This window comes from Fulvimarina fulva, assembly GCF_039652615.1.
Taxonomy (GTDB): Bacteria; Pseudomonadota; Alphaproteobacteria; order Rhizobiales; family Rhizobiaceae; genus Fulvimarina.
Map to the genome: position 1 here is coordinate 197568 of NZ_JBDJAC010000006.1, position 14336 is coordinate 211903.

Annotated in this window: 12 protein-coding genes; 7 read left to right on the plus strand and 5 right to left on the minus strand. The window is 61.8% G+C overall.

Annotation, left to right across the window (positions count from 1 at the left end):
* Positions 1-25 precede the first annotated feature (25 nt).
* The gene (locus ABDX79_RS10640) at positions 26-1303 is read left to right on the plus strand and encodes an O-acetylhomoserine aminocarboxypropyltransferase (RefSeq protein WP_346220264.1); all 1278 of its coding nucleotides are present in this window, start codon (positions 26-28) and stop codon (positions 1301-1303) included.
* 212 nt (positions 1304-1515) lie between these two features.
* Here the strand turns inward: ABDX79_RS10640 and ABDX79_RS10645 are convergent, their stop codons facing one another.
* From ABDX79_RS10645 to ABDX79_RS10655, 3 genes are all read right to left on the minus strand, one after another.
* On the minus strand, positions 1516-2241 hold the full coding sequence (locus ABDX79_RS10645) for a hypothetical protein (protein ID WP_346220265.1): 726 nt from the start codon (positions 2239-2241) through the stop codon (positions 1516-1518).
* A gap of 173 nt (positions 2242-2414) precedes the next feature.
* Positions 2415-2645, minus strand: coding sequence for a hypothetical protein (locus ABDX79_RS10650; RefSeq protein ID WP_346220266.1), 231 nt, complete (start codon positions 2643-2645; stop codon positions 2415-2417).
* Between the two features lie 121 nt (positions 2646-2766).
* The gene (locus tag ABDX79_RS10655; RefSeq protein WP_346220267.1) at positions 2767-3795 is read right to left on the minus strand and encodes an SOUL family heme-binding protein; all 1029 of its coding nucleotides are present in this window, start codon (positions 3793-3795) and stop codon (positions 2767-2769) included.
* Between the two features lie 463 nt (positions 3796-4258).
* Here ABDX79_RS10655 and ABDX79_RS10660 point away from each other — a divergent pair, with 463 nt between their 5' ends.
* Positions 4259-4885, plus strand: coding sequence for a pyridoxamine 5'-phosphate oxidase family protein (locus tag ABDX79_RS10660; RefSeq protein WP_346220268.1), 627 nt, complete (start codon positions 4259-4261; stop codon positions 4883-4885).
* 15 nt (positions 4886-4900) lie between these two features.
* Here the strand turns inward: ABDX79_RS10660 and metC are convergent, their stop codons facing one another.
* Positions 4901-6079 carry a cystathionine beta-lyase gene (gene metC, locus ABDX79_RS10665; protein ID WP_346220269.1) on the minus strand — a complete coding sequence of 393 codons (1179 nt, stop codon included), beginning with the start codon at positions 6077-6079 and terminating at the stop codon, positions 4901-4903.
* A gap of 251 nt (positions 6080-6330) precedes the next feature.
* Here metC and ABDX79_RS10670 point away from each other — a divergent pair, with 251 nt between their 5' ends.
* The 5 genes from ABDX79_RS10670 (at position 6331) to ABDX79_RS10690 (ending at position 12416) form a co-directional block, all read left to right on the plus strand.
* Positions 6331-7350 carry an amino acid ABC transporter substrate-binding protein gene (locus tag ABDX79_RS10670; RefSeq protein ID WP_346220270.1) on the plus strand — a complete coding sequence of 340 codons (1020 nt, stop codon included), beginning with the start codon at positions 6331-6333 and terminating at the stop codon, positions 7348-7350.
* Between the two features lie 139 nt (positions 7351-7489).
* A complete protein-coding gene (locus tag ABDX79_RS10675) occupies positions 7490-8692 on the plus strand; it encodes an amino acid ABC transporter permease (RefSeq protein ID WP_346220271.1) in 1203 nt (400 codons plus the stop codon).
* A 12-nt stretch (positions 8693-8704) separates the two neighbouring features.
* On the plus strand, positions 8705-10198 hold the full coding sequence (locus ABDX79_RS10680) for an amino acid ABC transporter permease (RefSeq protein ID WP_346220272.1): 1494 nt from the start codon (positions 8705-8707) through the stop codon (positions 10196-10198).
* A gap of 19 nt (positions 10199-10217) precedes the next feature.
* Positions 10218-11000, plus strand: coding sequence for an amino acid ABC transporter ATP-binding protein (locus tag ABDX79_RS10685; RefSeq protein WP_346220319.1), 783 nt, complete (start codon positions 10218-10220; stop codon positions 10998-11000).
* Between the two features lie 210 nt (positions 11001-11210).
* Complete coding sequence (locus ABDX79_RS10690) at positions 11211-12416, plus strand: AI-2E family transporter (protein WP_346220273.1); 1206 nt, start codon at positions 11211-11213, stop codon at positions 12414-12416.
* A gap of 570 nt (positions 12417-12986) precedes the next feature.
* Here ABDX79_RS10690 and ABDX79_RS10695 read toward each other — a convergent pair.
* A complete protein-coding gene (locus ABDX79_RS10695) occupies positions 12987-14258 on the minus strand; it encodes an amidase (RefSeq protein WP_346220274.1) in 1272 nt (423 codons plus the stop codon).
* Positions 14259-14336: the final 78 nt, after the last annotated feature.

A 14336-nucleotide genomic window follows, 5' to 3' on the forward strand; every position in this document is an offset into this window, starting at 1 on the left:
CGCCCGCACCAAGGAGGAGAAGCACGTGTCCGACCAGAGTTTCGAAACGAGATCCATCCATGCCGGCGCACAGCCGGACCCGACCACCGGCGCGCGGACGACGCCGATCTACCAGACGACGTCCTACCAGTTCGACAGCGTCGAACATGCCGCCTCGCTGTTCGGCCTTCAGGCCTTCGGCAATATCTATACCCGCATCATGAACCCGACGCAGGACGTGCTCGAACAGCGCATCGCCTCGCTGGAGGGCGGCTCGGCCGCTCTTGCGGTTGCCTCGGGACATGCCGCGCAGCTCCTGATCTTCCACACGATCATGCAGCCGGGCGACGAATTCGTCGCCGCGCGCCAGCTCTACGGCGGCTCGATCAACCAGTTCGGCCATTCCTTCAAGAGCTTTGACTGGCGCGTGAAGTGGGCCGATATCAACGATCTTTCGAGTTTCGAGGCCGCGATCACGGACAAGACCAAGGCGATCTTCATCGAATCGATCGCCAATCCGGGCGGTGTGGTCACCGATATCGCCGGCATTGCCGAGATCGCGAAGAAGCACGGCCTTCCGCTGATCGTCGACAACACGATGGCGACGCCGTATCTCTGCCGGCCGCTGGAGCACGGTGCCAATCTGGTCGTCCATTCGCTGACGAAGTTCATCGGTGGCCACGGCAATTCCATGGGCGGTGTTATCGTCGATGGCGGCAATTTCGACTGGGCGGCTTCGGGCAAATATCCGATGCTCTCGGAGGCCCGTCCGGAATATGCCGACGTCAAGATCCACGAGACTTTCGGCGGCATGTCCTTCGCCATTGCTGCGCGCGTTCTCGGCCTGCGCGATCTCGGGCCCGCGATCTCGCCCTTCAACGCCTTCATGATCCTGACGGGCGTCGAGACCCTTGCGCTTCGCATGCAGCGCCATTCGGACAATGCCAAGCGTGTCGCCGAGCATCTGAAGGCCCATGACAAGGTGTCGTGGGTCTCCTATGGCGGCCTTGCGGGCGATCCGAGCCACGAGAACATGAAGAAATACGCGCCGAACGGTGCCGGCGCGGTGCTGACCTTCGGCGTCAGCGGCGGCTACGAGGCGGGCGTGAAGCTCGTCGAAAGTCTGAAACTCTTCTCTCACCTCGCCAATATCGGCGACACCCGCTCGCTGGTGATCCATCCGGCCTCGACCACGCACAAGCAGCTTGGCGAGGAACAGCGCAAATCGGCCGGTGCGGGGGAAGATGTGGTGCGCCTCTCGGTCGGGATCGAGAATGTCGACGATATCATCGCCGATCTCGATCAGGCACTCGCAGGCCTTTAACCACTCAAAGCAGAGCCACGCACCGGGGAGGGTGCGTGGCTCTTCAAAGTTCGTTTCAGTCCGGGATCTTTCGATGCCTTGGGGTAATACCGACGGGCCTTTGAAACCAATGGTTTCATATGGCCGTCGGGAGCCCGAGCGGCGCCTGAGCCACTCGTCGGACGAGAATTGACCTGCCGGTCAATTCATTTGTCCGGCGGTATAAAGTGGGATTAGCAGGACCCGCGAAGGCTGACCTGCCGCCATCCCTGGCTTTCATTGCGGATCTTCACCTGCCGCTGCTGGGTCGTGTACTCGGCCGGAATCGTGCGCGACAGCGTGCGCGCGGGCCGGATCACGACCTTCTCCGAAACCGTCCTTGTAACGGCCGGAATATGACGGGCGACCTTGCGTTCGGGGCTGACCAGCACCGTCTCATGGGTGGTGCCGTAGCGCGCCGGAATGACCTCGGCCCAGGTCCGGCCGGGATCGACCATCACGCGTCGTGTCTGATGGGCGTATTTCGCAGGGATCTGGACCTTGCAGTAGACCCTGTGGCCCTTGATGACGCGCCACTCGTAGCCGATCCGCGCCGGCTCGATCATCACCTTTTCGCTCACCGTGCGGTAGACGGGCGGCGAGGAGCGATGCACCGTGCGGGCCGGCTCGATCACCACTTGCCTTGCAACGGTTTCATAGCGCGCGGGCACGATGTCGTAGGCGACACGGGCTGGCGAAACGACCACTTCGCGGGCGCTGTAACCGTATTCGGCGGGAATTGTCTCATGCACCGTGCGGGCCGGATGAAGCAGCACGGCCTCTTCGACGGTCTGATACTGGGCGGGCACATGAACCGGCTCGTAGCATTCGAGGGACGTGTGGCGGCTGCCTGCAAAGGCAGGCTGTACGGCCATGCTGCAGCTGGCGGCGAGGGCAAGGAAGGCGGTGAGACGACGCATGAACAAACTCCGGAACGGACATACTGAAAGTAATAGTCCCGGTTATCAAAAGAAAATCAAGCGTCCTGCCACAATTTCGGCAAAATCACGGGCATCTCGGTTAAGTATAAAATTAAAATAAAAAGCCCGACATCAGCCGGGCTTTCTTGTATGGGCTCTGGATAAGCGCGCGTCTAATTATCGTCGTCCATCTTGCGGAACGCGTCGAGTGTGTTCTCGTCCGGTTCGCGCTGAACACCCGCCTGCGCCTTGCGCTCGTTGTGCTGGGCAATCTGGTCCTTCGCCTGAAGCTCGTTATTGCCCATACGATCGGCGGCGAGCTGATCCTCGCTGAGGATCTCCGGATCGATCGTTCCGGCCGGCTTGTCGCCGCCCCTGGGTGCCGTTTCGTTCCGTTCAGCCATGGTTTCGTCCTCCTTCTGGGAGTCGGGTGGGTTGTATTGGCGCTCTGAGCGGCGCTCGAGCCGCGCATCGGGCGAGAATTGGCCCGCAGGGCCAACCCATGTGTCCGAGGGCTTGAAAGGTTTAGCGCTCGATTTCGATCAGGATCTCGTTGCGCTTCATGAAGCCCGGCGTCCAGGGCGGATTGTAGAACGCGTATTCCGGATCGCCCTTCTGGGTCAGGTTGTTGTCCGCCAGATAGTTGTACAGCGTCATCAACTGCTTGGAGGCAAGCGTTGCGTTGAAGTTGCCGCTGAAGCGGATCGCCACCGTGCGCCGCGCCGGAACTTCCTTCAAGACGACGTCGCTTTGGCCAGGCTGCGGCAGACTCGCCATGGTGTGCTTCTGCGGCATGACGAAACGGATCGCCCAGCCCTTGGTCTTGCCGGCGGAGTCGGCAAGCTGCTGGAAAACCGGCGTCGTCATCTTGATCGACTTGCCGCCGCGATTCTTGGCCGCGATGTAGTCGTAGAGCGTTTCGAAGCCTGCCCGGCGTGCCTTCTCGTGATAGCCGCTCTTCACGGTCTCTGCGACGATCATCGCGTCATAGTCGCGGATTTCGACAGTGCCGTCCTCGCGCACGACCTCGTAACCCGGCTCTTCGGCGCTCTCCTGCACCTTCTTCGTGACGTAATAGGCCGCGCCGATGGCGGCGATCGTGCCGCCAGCGACGAGAAGCAGCGTCAGCTCCTTGTCACGATGGCTCATGGAGGCGCGGATCTTGTCGAGCCCGCGCTGGGATTCCATGCCGCGCTTGAAGCTCTTGGCGCGCGGAAGACGCATGTCCGGCAGGGAATTATAAAGGGAAGCGAGGGACCCGCGAGCGCTGTCGTATCCGTCCTCCGAGGCATCACGCAGGGCGCGAACCTGGCGCTTGGCTTCGGCCCGTGTCGGCGAATACCAGCCTGTCATGAAGTCGGGCAGATAGCGTTCCGAAAAGGTCGGCTCGTGGTGAAACGGGTTTGCATGAACCAGAGCCCGGCGGGCTCGCTCGGTCCGGCTCGGGCGAGGGTTGTAGCGCGCCGCGAGATCGTGCTCGAGCTCCGACAACCGTTCGCCTATCGAGTGCATGCTATCGGACAATCCGTCCAGTACGGAACGATCACGGCTCATGGGATACTCCTGCTGGTATTCTCGAGAAATCGGGGAGGGCCATGCAGGCGCACGAAGCGCGTTTGACGGCCCATCTTTCACCGCCAACGTGAAGCGACTGGACTTGGTTGCGCCGCAACGTCGATTCTGCGGGGCGCGAGCGCAAAAATTTGTGTCGCCGGCCGGCTCGACTGGGGAGGCTTCACCGCTGCGCCACTGCGCGGTTCTTTCAAAATCCCATAAAAGTTTCTCGTGCTGTAGCAACTTTGCAGCATGTGGCGCATTCTAGGGTATCAGGTTTTTCATGACCTGATACTCCAGCCAAAACTTTATAGGCGGCCCTGTGCCGCCTCTTTTTTTTGCCGATTGCTCGGAGCGGCACCGGCTTGCGGCCGCTTGGCGCGGTCCGGCGCTTGCGGTCTCGTCTTAACATCGATGCGCGCCAGATGACCGCTCTCCGAAGACCATTCCGAGGAGAACCGTCATGTCCGAAAAGCCCGACTGGTACGACGATCTCAGCGGAACGCTCGACAATGCGCTGGCGGAACTGAGCGCGGCGGTCTCGGATCGCGGGCATGGGTTCAGGACGTTTACGATTGCGTCCATCGATCGGAGTGGCGCACCAAGCGCCCGGATCGTCGTCCTGCGTGCCGTCGATCCCAGGAATTCACAGCTTCGCTTTCATACGGATCTCCGCTCTCACAAGGTGAGCGAGCTTTCCGAAGACGACCGGGTCTCTCTGGTGTTCTACGACAAGGATAGAAAGCTGCAGCTTCGCGTGAGCGGACGGGCTGTCGTGAAATCCATTGGCGATGGCGACGATCTCGCAGCGCGCGCCTTCGAGGCGTCCCAGCCCATGAGCCGAAAATGCTACCGCGTCGAGCCGGGATCCGGTGCGCTGATCGATCAGCCGGACGGCTATGCCCATGCCGGGGTCTCGGATCGAGACGACGGCGACATCGCCGCCGATCCCGGCGCAGAGCACTTCGCGGCCGTCGTGGTGACCTTCGAGCGGGTCGAGGTGCTTTATCTCGCCAGTGAAGGCCATCGCCGTTCCCGATTCGACCGGAATGACGATGGCGCTTTCGAAGGCGTCTGGCTCACGCCCTGAGGGGCAACCGCGTCCTCATTGCGCCAATGCGGCAAAGCCCCGTTCGAGGTCGGCCTTCAGGTCATCGACATCCTCAAGACCGATCTGGAGCCGAAGGAGCGAGCCTTCGCCCGGGCCTTTCGCGATGGTGCGGTCGCTGAGGTCGACGACAACGGCAAGACTCTCGTGACCGCCCCAGGAATAGCCGAGGCCGAAGAGCGAAAGGGCGTCGAGGAAGCGCCTCGCGGCCTCTCCATCGCCGTTGAGAACGAAGCCGAAGAGGCCCGAGGACCCCGAGAACTGCCGCTTGAACGCCTCGTGATCGGGAAAGGAGGGCAGGGCCGGATGAAGGACGGAGAGGACCTCGTCCCGGCCTTCAAGCCATGATGCGATGTCGAGCGCGGCCTGCTCGTGGTGCCGCAGGCGAACGCCGAGGGTCTTCATGCCGCGCAGGACAAGCGACACATCGTCGGGATTGGCGTTGATGCCCAGCGCCGTCTGGGTCTTCAAAAGCTGATCCCAGGTTCTTTCGTTCGCCGATACCGAGCCCATCAGAAGATCGGAATGGCCGCCCGGATACTTGGTCAGCGCATGGATCGACATGTCGACGCCGTGTTCGAGCGGACGGAAGAGGAGCGGGGTCGCCCAGGTGTTGTCGAGCATGGTGACCGCGCCGCCAGCACGGGCGGCATCCGCGATCGCGCGGACATCCTGCATCTCGAACGTGTTCGAGCCCGGCGCTTCGAGGAAGACGATGGATGTTTCGGGCCGCATCAGATCGGCAATGCCTGCGCCGATATGGGGGTCGTAATATTCGACGGTGACGTTCATCCGCTCCAGCACCTGGCGGCAGAAGCGCCGGGTCGGGAAATAGACCGAATCGACCACGAGAACGTGATCCCCCGCAGAGGCGAAGGCGAGGAGCGGCAAGGTGACCGCCGCGAGCCCCGAGGGCACCAGCGCCGTGCCATGCGCGCCTTCCAGCTCGCTGAGTTGATCCTCGAGAACCTTGGTCGTGGGCGTGCCGGCAAGGCCATAGGAATATTTGAGGTTCTTCCGGTCCTCCATGGCCGCCGTCGATTCGAACAGCACCGTCGAACCGCGCACGATGGGCGGATTGACGAAACCGTGCATCGTCATCGGATCGTAGGGCGGGTGAACGAGACGGGTACCGATTCGCTGGGGTGTCGCGTCGCTTGTCTTGTTTTCGCTCAAAACGGCCAACTCTTTGCAATTAAGAATAGCATATCCGACGATTCATCGCGTATCGCAGTGCGAAATTTTATGCAGTAGCTTGACCTGCATAAATCTTTGCCATGACATGGGCGCCGGACGATGGCTCCAATCTGGGGCGGTGCCGACGATCGGCCAAGCCCCGGTCGAGCATCGTTGCCAGGACCTGATGTCATCGAACACCGAACGAGTCGATCGAGATTCGATCAAGAAAAACGAACAGGGAAACCCAAATGACCATGAAATTCCTGACTGCGGCCCTCGGACTGTCTGTCGCGGCCCTCGCGACCTCCGGTGCCCAGGCTCAGACCGTCGACACCGTCAAGGAGCGCGGAACGCTGCGCTGCGGCGTGAACACCGGCCTGCCGGGCTTCGCATCGCAGAACGACCAGGGCGAATGGCAGGGCCTCGACGTCGACTACTGCCGCGCCATCGCAACCGCTGTGCTCGGTGATCCGACCAAGGTGACCTTCTCGCCGCTCTCGGCCGTGCAGCGCTTCCCGGCCCTGCAAAACAACGAGATCGACGTGCTCGCCCGGAACACGACCTGGACGATGGACCGCGACACCGCGCTCGGCCTCGATTTCGCTGGCGTCAACTATTATGACGGCCAGGGCTTCATGGTGAAGAACGACCTTGGCGTGAACTCGGCGCTCGAGCTGTCCGGCGCCACGGTCTGCGTCCAGTCCGGCACGACGACCGAACTGAACCTTGCCGACTACTTCAAGGCCAACAACATGGATTACAATCCGGTTGTCATCGAGTCCCAGTCGGACGTGAACTCCGCCTACGACTCCGGCCGTTGCGACGTTTTGACGACGGATGCCTCGGGCCTTGCCGCCTCACGCCTCGAGATGTCGAACCCGGACAACAACACCATCCTGCCGGAAATCATCTCGAAAGAGCCGCTTGGCCCTGCCGTTCGCCAGGGTGACGACCAGTGGGCCGACGTCGTGCGCTGGACCCACTATGCGCTGCTCAACGCCGAGGAAATGGGCATCACCCAGGACAACGTCGATGAAATGAAGCAGTCGGAGAATCCTGATGTGCGCCGTCTTCTCGGCGAGGATCAGGACTTCGGCGCGCCGCTCGGTCTGCCGAAGGACTGGGCCGCACAGGTCATCTCGGCCGTCGGCAACTATGGCGAGATCTTCGAGCGCAATATCGGCGTCAACACGCCGCTGAAGATCCAGCGCGGCCAGAACGCACTCTGGACCGATGGCGGTCTGCAGTACGGCATGCCGATTCGCTAAGGCACCAAGAGCGGAGGCGGGCGCGTTTTGCGCCCGTACTTCGCCGTCGAGCGTGAAAAGAAGCGGGGTCGACCGGGTTTGGCCGGTCCCGCCCTGACACAACAAAAATGATAAGAAGCCCTTACCCGAAGAGGTTTGAATGGCTACGGATATCGAGACGTCCGGCGGCGCCCGCGCGTCGTCATCGTCTTCGTCGGGATTGTTGAACAATCCGGTCTTCCGGTCGATCGCCATCCAGGCGACGCTGATTATCGGGATTGCCCTGTTCGTCTGGTGGCTGGTCGACAACACCTCCCGCAACCTTGCCCAGGCGAATATCGCGTCCGGCTTCGGCTTTCTTTCCGAGCGCGCCGGTTTCGATATTGGCCAGACACCGATCAGCTATTCCAATTCCTCGACCTACGGCCATGCGCTTCTGGTCGGTTTGGTGAACACGCTGATCGTCGCGGGCGCGGGCATCGTTTTCGCGACAATCGTCGGCTTCATCATCGGGATCGGCCGGCTGTCGCAAAACTTCCTCGTCCGGCTTCTCTCGACGGTCTATGTCGAGACCTTCCGGAACATCCCGCCGCTGCTCGTGATCCTGTTCTGGTATTTCGGCGTGATTTCCGCGCTCGGCAGTCCGCGCGGCATTCCCGAGAATCCGTTCGGTTTCTACCTGACCAATCGCGGCCTCCAGACGCCGAGCTTCACCTTCGAGGTCCTTGCCTGGGTGAGTTTCGCTGTCTTCGTCATCGGTGTCGTCGCCGCCATCGTGCTCGCTCGCCGCAACAAGAAGCATCAGCTGAAGACCGGCGATCGCAAGCCGATGCTGTGGCCGGTCCTTGGCCTCGTCATCGGCCTGCCGGTCATCGCCTTCCTCGTGACCGGTCTTCCGGCAACGATCAACGTTCCGGTGCCCTCGCGCTTCAACCTTCAGGGCGGCTTCCAGATCAAGCCGGAATTCGTGGCGCTCTTCCTCGCGCTTTCGCTCTACACCGCGGCCTTCATCGCGGAGATCGTGCGCGCCGGCATCATGTCGGTCTCCAAGGGGCAGACGGAAGCGGCCTCGGCCCTTGGATTGCGCCGCGGAATGACCCTGCGGCTCGTCATCGTGCCCCAGGCCTTCCGGGTCATCATTCCGCCGCTGACCAGCCAGTATCTCAATCTCATCAAGAACTCCTCGCTGGGCCTTGCCATCGGCTATCCGGAGCTCTTCGCCATCGGAACCACTGTGCTTAACCAGTCCGGCCAGTCTATCGAGATCATCGTCATCTGCATGGGGATCTATCTCTCCATCAGCATCGCGGTCTCGATCTTCATGAACTGGTTCAATTCCAAGATGGCCTTGGCCGAGCGGTAGAAAGTCCGATCCATGCAGGAACACGCCAACGCTTACGTCTCGACCAAGGAACTGCCGCAGCTCCCGCCGCCGGAAAGCGACGCCGGTCCCATCGCAGTGCTTCGCAAGAACCTCTTCGCGACCCCGATCGACACGATCCTGACGCTCGTCTGCGCCAGCTTCATCGTCTGGGCTGGCTGGCAGGTCTTCACCTTCGTCTGGCTCGACGCCGTTTTCCAGGGCTCCGACCGTGAGGCCTGTCTCGTCGAAGGCGGCGGCCACGGCGGCGCCTGCTGGGCCTTCGTCGAGGCGAAGTTCGGTCAATTCATCTACGGCACCTATCCTTTGGCCGAACGCTGGCGGGTCGATACCGTCTTCGTGCTCCTGGCGGTTCTCGTCGCCGGGCTGCTGATCCCGAAAGTGCCCTACAAGAAGATCAATGCGATCCTGCTCTTCGCAGTCTTCCCGGTCGCGACGCTGGTTCTCCTGACCGGCGGAGAGTTCAACATGGCCGGTGGCGCGATCGCTCTCGTCTTCGTCCTCGCCGCCGCTGCTACCCTGAGCGCCGTCGGGTCGGTGCCTCGCATCAGCTTTTCGCGCATCGAAATGCGGATTGCGACCTGGTTCCTCCTTGGCGCCCTCGCATTGATGCTGCTCGCGATCGTGCTCGATTGGGGTTCCGTCGAGATTTTGGGTTTCTCGTTCAGCTATTTCACCCTGATCGCCTTCTTCGGCGCACTCGGTGCGATCGGCCTTGCGATCATGGTCGGCTTCGGCTCCGGTCAGGCGACGATCGGAAGCATGGTGACGCCGGCCATCGTCGCGATCCTCTTCATTTTCGCGATGACGGCGGATTTCGGCCTGCGCCATGTGTCGACTCATCTTTGGGGCGGGCTGATGCTGACGCTCGTCGTCGCTCTCTCGGGCATCGCTGCCTCCCTTCCACTAGGCGTGCTGCTTGCGCTCGGACGTCGTTCGGATATGCCGGCGGTGCGGCTGATCTGCGTGATCTTCATCGAGTTCTGGCGCGGTGTTCCCCTGATCACCGTGCTCTTCATGGCGACGTTCATGCTGCCGCTGTTCATGCCGGAGGGCGTGAATTTCAACTCGCTCCTGAGGGCCCTCGTCGGCGTCGCGCTGTTCGCGTCCGCCTACATGGCCGAGGTCATCCGTGGCGGTCTGCAGGCGATCCCGAAAGGGCAGTATGAAGGCGCCGATGCCATGGCGCTCAGCTACTGGCAGAAGACCCGGCTGATCATCCTCCCCCAGGCTTTGAAGATCGTCATTCCCGGCATCGTCAACACCTTCATCGGCCTCTTCAAGGATACCTCGCTCGTCTACATCATCGGCCTTGCCGATCTCCTCGGCACGGTTAAGCGCGGCTTTGCCGATCCGAACTGGATCACGCCGACGACGCCCGCGACGGGGCTTCTCTTCGCCGCCATCGTCTACTGGTGCTTCTGCTTCGGCATGTCGCGCTACTCGATCTTCGTCGAGCGCCGTCTCGACACCGGACACAAACGATAAGGACCCGACCTCAATGTCCATGACGCAAGAATCAGCGCCGGCCCCCACCAAGACGCTTGAGATTTCCGACGAGGTCGCGGTGGAGATGGATAAGGTCAACAAGTGGTACGGCGAGTTCCACGTGTTGCGCGATATCAATCTCACGGTCCACAAGGGTGAGCGGATCGTGATCTGCGGGCCTTCCGGCTCGGGCAAATCGACCATGATCCGCTGCATCAACCGGCTGGAAGAGCATCAGAAGGGCCGGATCGTCGTCGACGGGATCGAGCTGACCGGCGATCTGAAGAAGATCGACGAGGTGCGCCGTGAGGTCGGCATGGTGTTCCAGCACTTCAACCTCTTTCCGCACCTGACGATCCTGGAGAACTGCACTCTCGCGCCGATCTGGGTCCGCAAGATGCCCAAGAAGAAGGCGGAGGAGATCGCGATGCACTATCTGGAGCGCGTCAAGATTCCCGAGCAGGCAAACAAGTATCCCGGCCAGCTCTCCGGCGGTCAGCAGCAGCGCGTGGCGATCGCCCGCTCGCTCTGCATGAATCCGCGCATCATGCTCTTCGACGAGCCGACCTCCGCGCTTGACCCGGAGATGATCAAGGAAGTGCTCGACGTCATGGTAGGGCTTGCCGAGGAGGGCATGACCATGCTGTGCGTCACCCATGAGATGGGCTTCGCGCGCTCGGTCGCGAACCGCGTCATCTTCATGGATCGCGGGCAGATCGTCGAGCAGAACGAGCCGAAGGCCTTCTTCGAAAACCCGCAGCACGAGCGCACGAAGCTGTTCCTCTCGCAGATCCTGCATTGATCGTGCGTCCACATGTCTGAGCCGGGCGGCGTAACGGATCCCGGCAAGCGTTGGCCGAACCCGGGCCGACGCTTGGAGCTGTATGCCTGAACGTCAGGCGTCGTTGGCGGGAGAACCGTGTATCCGGCTAAATTCGCCGGAACGCCAGATCACGTTTCACGTTACCAGAGCGGGACGCCGCATGAGTACGCATTTCCGTGCTCCAGGGACATGACTTTGGCAAAAAAACAAGAAAAAGCAGCTGGCGACGGTTCCGGCTCGGCAACGGCGATTGGGCTTTTGGCGAGCCAATCGTTCGAGACTGGTCCGCGCTGGGCCGTGATCGGCATATTCTTCATGATGCTCTTCGGCGGGCTCTACCTCACGGCGAGCTTCGTCCTGCCTGTGATCGTCGCTCTGCTCTTCGCTCTCGTGATGAGCCCGATCGTGCGCTTCCTGCGGCGCCGGCTCAAGATCTGGGAGCCGGTCTCCGCCTTTTTCCTCGTGATTGGGTCTCTGGCGCTCCTCACGTTCGGCTTTTACATGCTGAGCGATCCGATCACGAAGATCATTACCAACGCGCCGGACTATGCCCGGGCCGTCGATCGGGAGATTCGAACCGTCCAGGCCCGCTTCGAGCGCCTTCAGGAAGCGAGTGAGTCCGTTGGAACCGGAGATGGCGAGGATGCCACCGATAAATTGCCGCCATCGCCCTTCGGCCAGCCTCCGCAGCAGAATAGCGATGGTCCGCAGGAAGTCGTCGTCAAGAATCCCGGGCTGATCGACAACGCGACGAACGAACTGCCTGCGATCATCGCGTCTATCGTCTTCGCACTGGTGTTTCTGTTCTTCCTGCTGGCCTCCGGCGACATGTTCTATGCCAAGCTCGTGCGGCTCATGCCGACGCTGTCCGACAAGAAGCGCGCGCTCCACATCGCCCACGATATCGAGCGTGAACTGTCGCGCTACTTCCTGACGATCACGATCATCAACACAGGTCTCGGCATCGCGATCGGAACGGGCCTCTGGTATGTCGGCATGCCGACCCCGGTGGTTTTCGGCGCGCTCGCCACGCTTCTCAACTTCATCCCCTATCTTGGTGCTCTCTTCGGCATGGCGCTCGTCGGCGTGATCGCGCTCGCCGAATTTGGCAGCCTCGGCAATGCGGCCATTCCCGTTCTGGTCTACCTTGCCTGTACCACCGTCGAGGGGCAGTTCGTGACGCCGACGATCGTCGGGCGCAGACTGCAGATGAATGCGGCCGCCGTCTTCCTCTCGGTCGCCTTCTGGGGCTGGATCTGGGGGGTCCTCGGCATGTTCCTCGCCGTACCCCTGATGGTGGCGATCAAGGTCTTTGCGACCTACACCGAAAGCCTGTCGCCGCTGGGTGCGTTCCTGTCCGGCGAAGACACCCCGCATGAGGAAGACGACGAGTGAGCGCTGATACGACTTCCGTCTGATCGCCTTTGGACAATCGATGACGCCGATGCGTTCGGCGGCGTGATGCGGAAGCTCTTCAAAAGCAAGTTTCCCTGGACGGGATGCTCACCTCCGCCCAAAAGAAAACCGGGCCTGAGGCCCGGTTTTCCGTAAATTCTATCTGACAGGTCGCTCGGACACAGAGCCGAGTCTGGACGGTCTCTACAGAACGCCCACGACCATCGCCCCGATGAAGGCGAACGCGGCACACACCATCACAAAGTTAAAAGAACGCATGACTTCCATGTGTCTGTCTCCTTCCCCGGCGTAGCGGCCGTTTCCCGATGGGAAAAACAACACGCGCGCCCAAGTTTTCACCGGCCGGACTGATCTGCGTCTCCGGCTATATCGGCGGTAATGCAGAAGGTGGTCGAAGGAGACGCGAGGCACAAGAGGGATCTTATGCTGCAGCGCACACGGCGATGCGCGGAACGTCGGCAAGAATAGGGCAGAAGCGTTCCAGCATAGGCACTCGCCTCATTTCGCAAATGCATATCAAAACTTTAAAGAGAAATGTGTCGGCTTCAATTAAACGGCCGAGATCGCCTGTTCCAGAGCCGCAGCTATTGCGAGCGCGCGCGCGTCACGCCCGAATCTTGCGACGATCGAGATTCCCAGAGGCAGTCCGTCCGAGGTCGATAGACCGGGTACGTTGACGACCGGATTTCCGGTGAGCGTCCAGAGCTTCGAGATCGTTGGGTCGCCAGTGGACGACAGTCCTTCCGGGGCAGGGCCGTATGCCGATGGCGCGACGATCGCGTCGACGCTTTCGAAGAGCGCGTTCGCTGCCTTGCGGGCGACCCGTGCCGCACGGCGGGCGGTATCGTATTCCTCCGGCAAGACCTTGAGCCCATCGTCGAGGATCGCCTTTACCTTCGGCCCCATGCGGGTGCCTTCACTGCGGTGCTCGTGCATCAGCGCGCGGCTCGCCTCATAGCCCTGGATCGCCATATGGGCGTCCCGGCCTTCCTCAAGAGAGCCCGGCTCTTCCATCTCGACGATGCGCGCGCCTGCCTTTTCCGCGAGATCCCGCACACTCTGGAGTGCCGCGACCATGGACGGTTCGATTCGGTCGTCGAGCTTCGTGCGGTAAAAGCCGAGCGTCAGACCGGAAAGGGTCTCTTCGTGTCCTACACGCAAGGAGCGACCGGTGAGGAGGTCGGCGAAAAGCGCGACGTCGCGAACGCTTGGTGCAAAGAGGCCGGCCGTATCGAGGGACCAGGCGAAGGTCTTCATGCCGACCGTCGGCAACAGGCGGAAGCTGGGCTTGAAGCCGGCGATACCGCAATAGGATGCGGGCCGCACGACGGAGGCTCCGGTCTGGGAACCGTAAGCAGCAGCGCAGAAACCAGCGGCAATCGCCGCCGCCGACCCGGAGGACGAACCGCCCGGCGTATGACCTGGGGCCGCCGGGTTTTTCGTCTCCTTTGGGTCAATCGAGGCAAGCTCCGTGGTCACGGTCTTGCCCATGACCGTCGCGCCCCCGGCGCGGGCCATCGCGACGAGGGGTGCATCGAACCTGGGCCGATGCCCGGCATAGAGCGGCGAGCCCATCTCGGTCGGCATGTCGGCGGTATCGAAGATGTCCTTGATGCCGATCGGGATGCCGGCGAGCGGACCTTGGAAAGCATCAGTCGTCTCGTCCGCAAGGCAGACGAACGCACCGATGTCGCCGTCACGTGCGGCAATTCGGGAGCGGCTTTCGGCAATGACATCGGCTGGCGCAAGCGATCCCTCGCCGATCGCTTCGAGGATGTCACAGACGCCGAGGCGGTCGCGGTCGAGGGCAGCTGATGGCATGGGGCACTCCTGCGGGCGTGGTCTTGCCTGAAAGCCCATAGACTAGGGCCGCAAGCAGCGGAACCCACCCGGATCGTA

Bases quoted from the DNA above. Each gene is read 5' to 3' on its own strand.
- ABDX79_RS10680 (WP_346220272.1), top strand. From the start codon at position 8,705: ATGCAGGAACACGCCAACGCTTACGTCTCGACCAAGGAACTGCCGCAG.
- ABDX79_RS10675 (WP_346220271.1), top strand. From the start codon at position 7,490: ATGGCTACGGATATCGAGACGTCCGGCGGCGCCCGCGCGTCGTCATCG.
- ABDX79_RS10690 (WP_346220273.1), top strand. From the start codon at position 11,211: ATGACTTTGGCAAAAAAACAAGAAAAAGCAGCTGGCGACGGTTCCGGC.
- ABDX79_RS10670 (WP_346220270.1), top strand. From the start codon at position 6,331: ATGACCATGAAATTCCTGACTGCGGCCCTCGGACTGTCTGTCGCGGCC.
- ABDX79_RS10660 (WP_346220268.1), top strand. From the start codon at position 4,259: ATGTCCGAAAAGCCCGACTGGTACGACGATCTCAGCGGAACGCTCGAC.
- ABDX79_RS10655 (WP_346220267.1), bottom strand. From the start codon at position 3,795: ATGAGCCGTGATCGTTCCGTACTGGACGGATTGTCCGATAGCATGCAC.
- ABDX79_RS10685 (WP_346220319.1), top strand. From the start codon at position 10,218: ATGACGCAAGAATCAGCGCCGGCCCCCACCAAGACGCTTGAGATTTCC.
- ABDX79_RS10645 (WP_346220265.1), bottom strand. From the start codon at position 2,241: ATGCGTCGTCTCACCGCCTTCCTTGCCCTCGCCGCCAGCTGCAGCATG.
- ABDX79_RS10695 (WP_346220274.1), bottom strand. From the start codon at position 14,258: ATGCCATCAGCTGCCCTCGACCGCGACCGCCTCGGCGTCTGTGACATC.
- ABDX79_RS10650 (WP_346220266.1), bottom strand. From the start codon at position 2,645: ATGGCTGAACGGAACGAAACGGCACCCAGGGGCGGCGACAAGCCGGCC.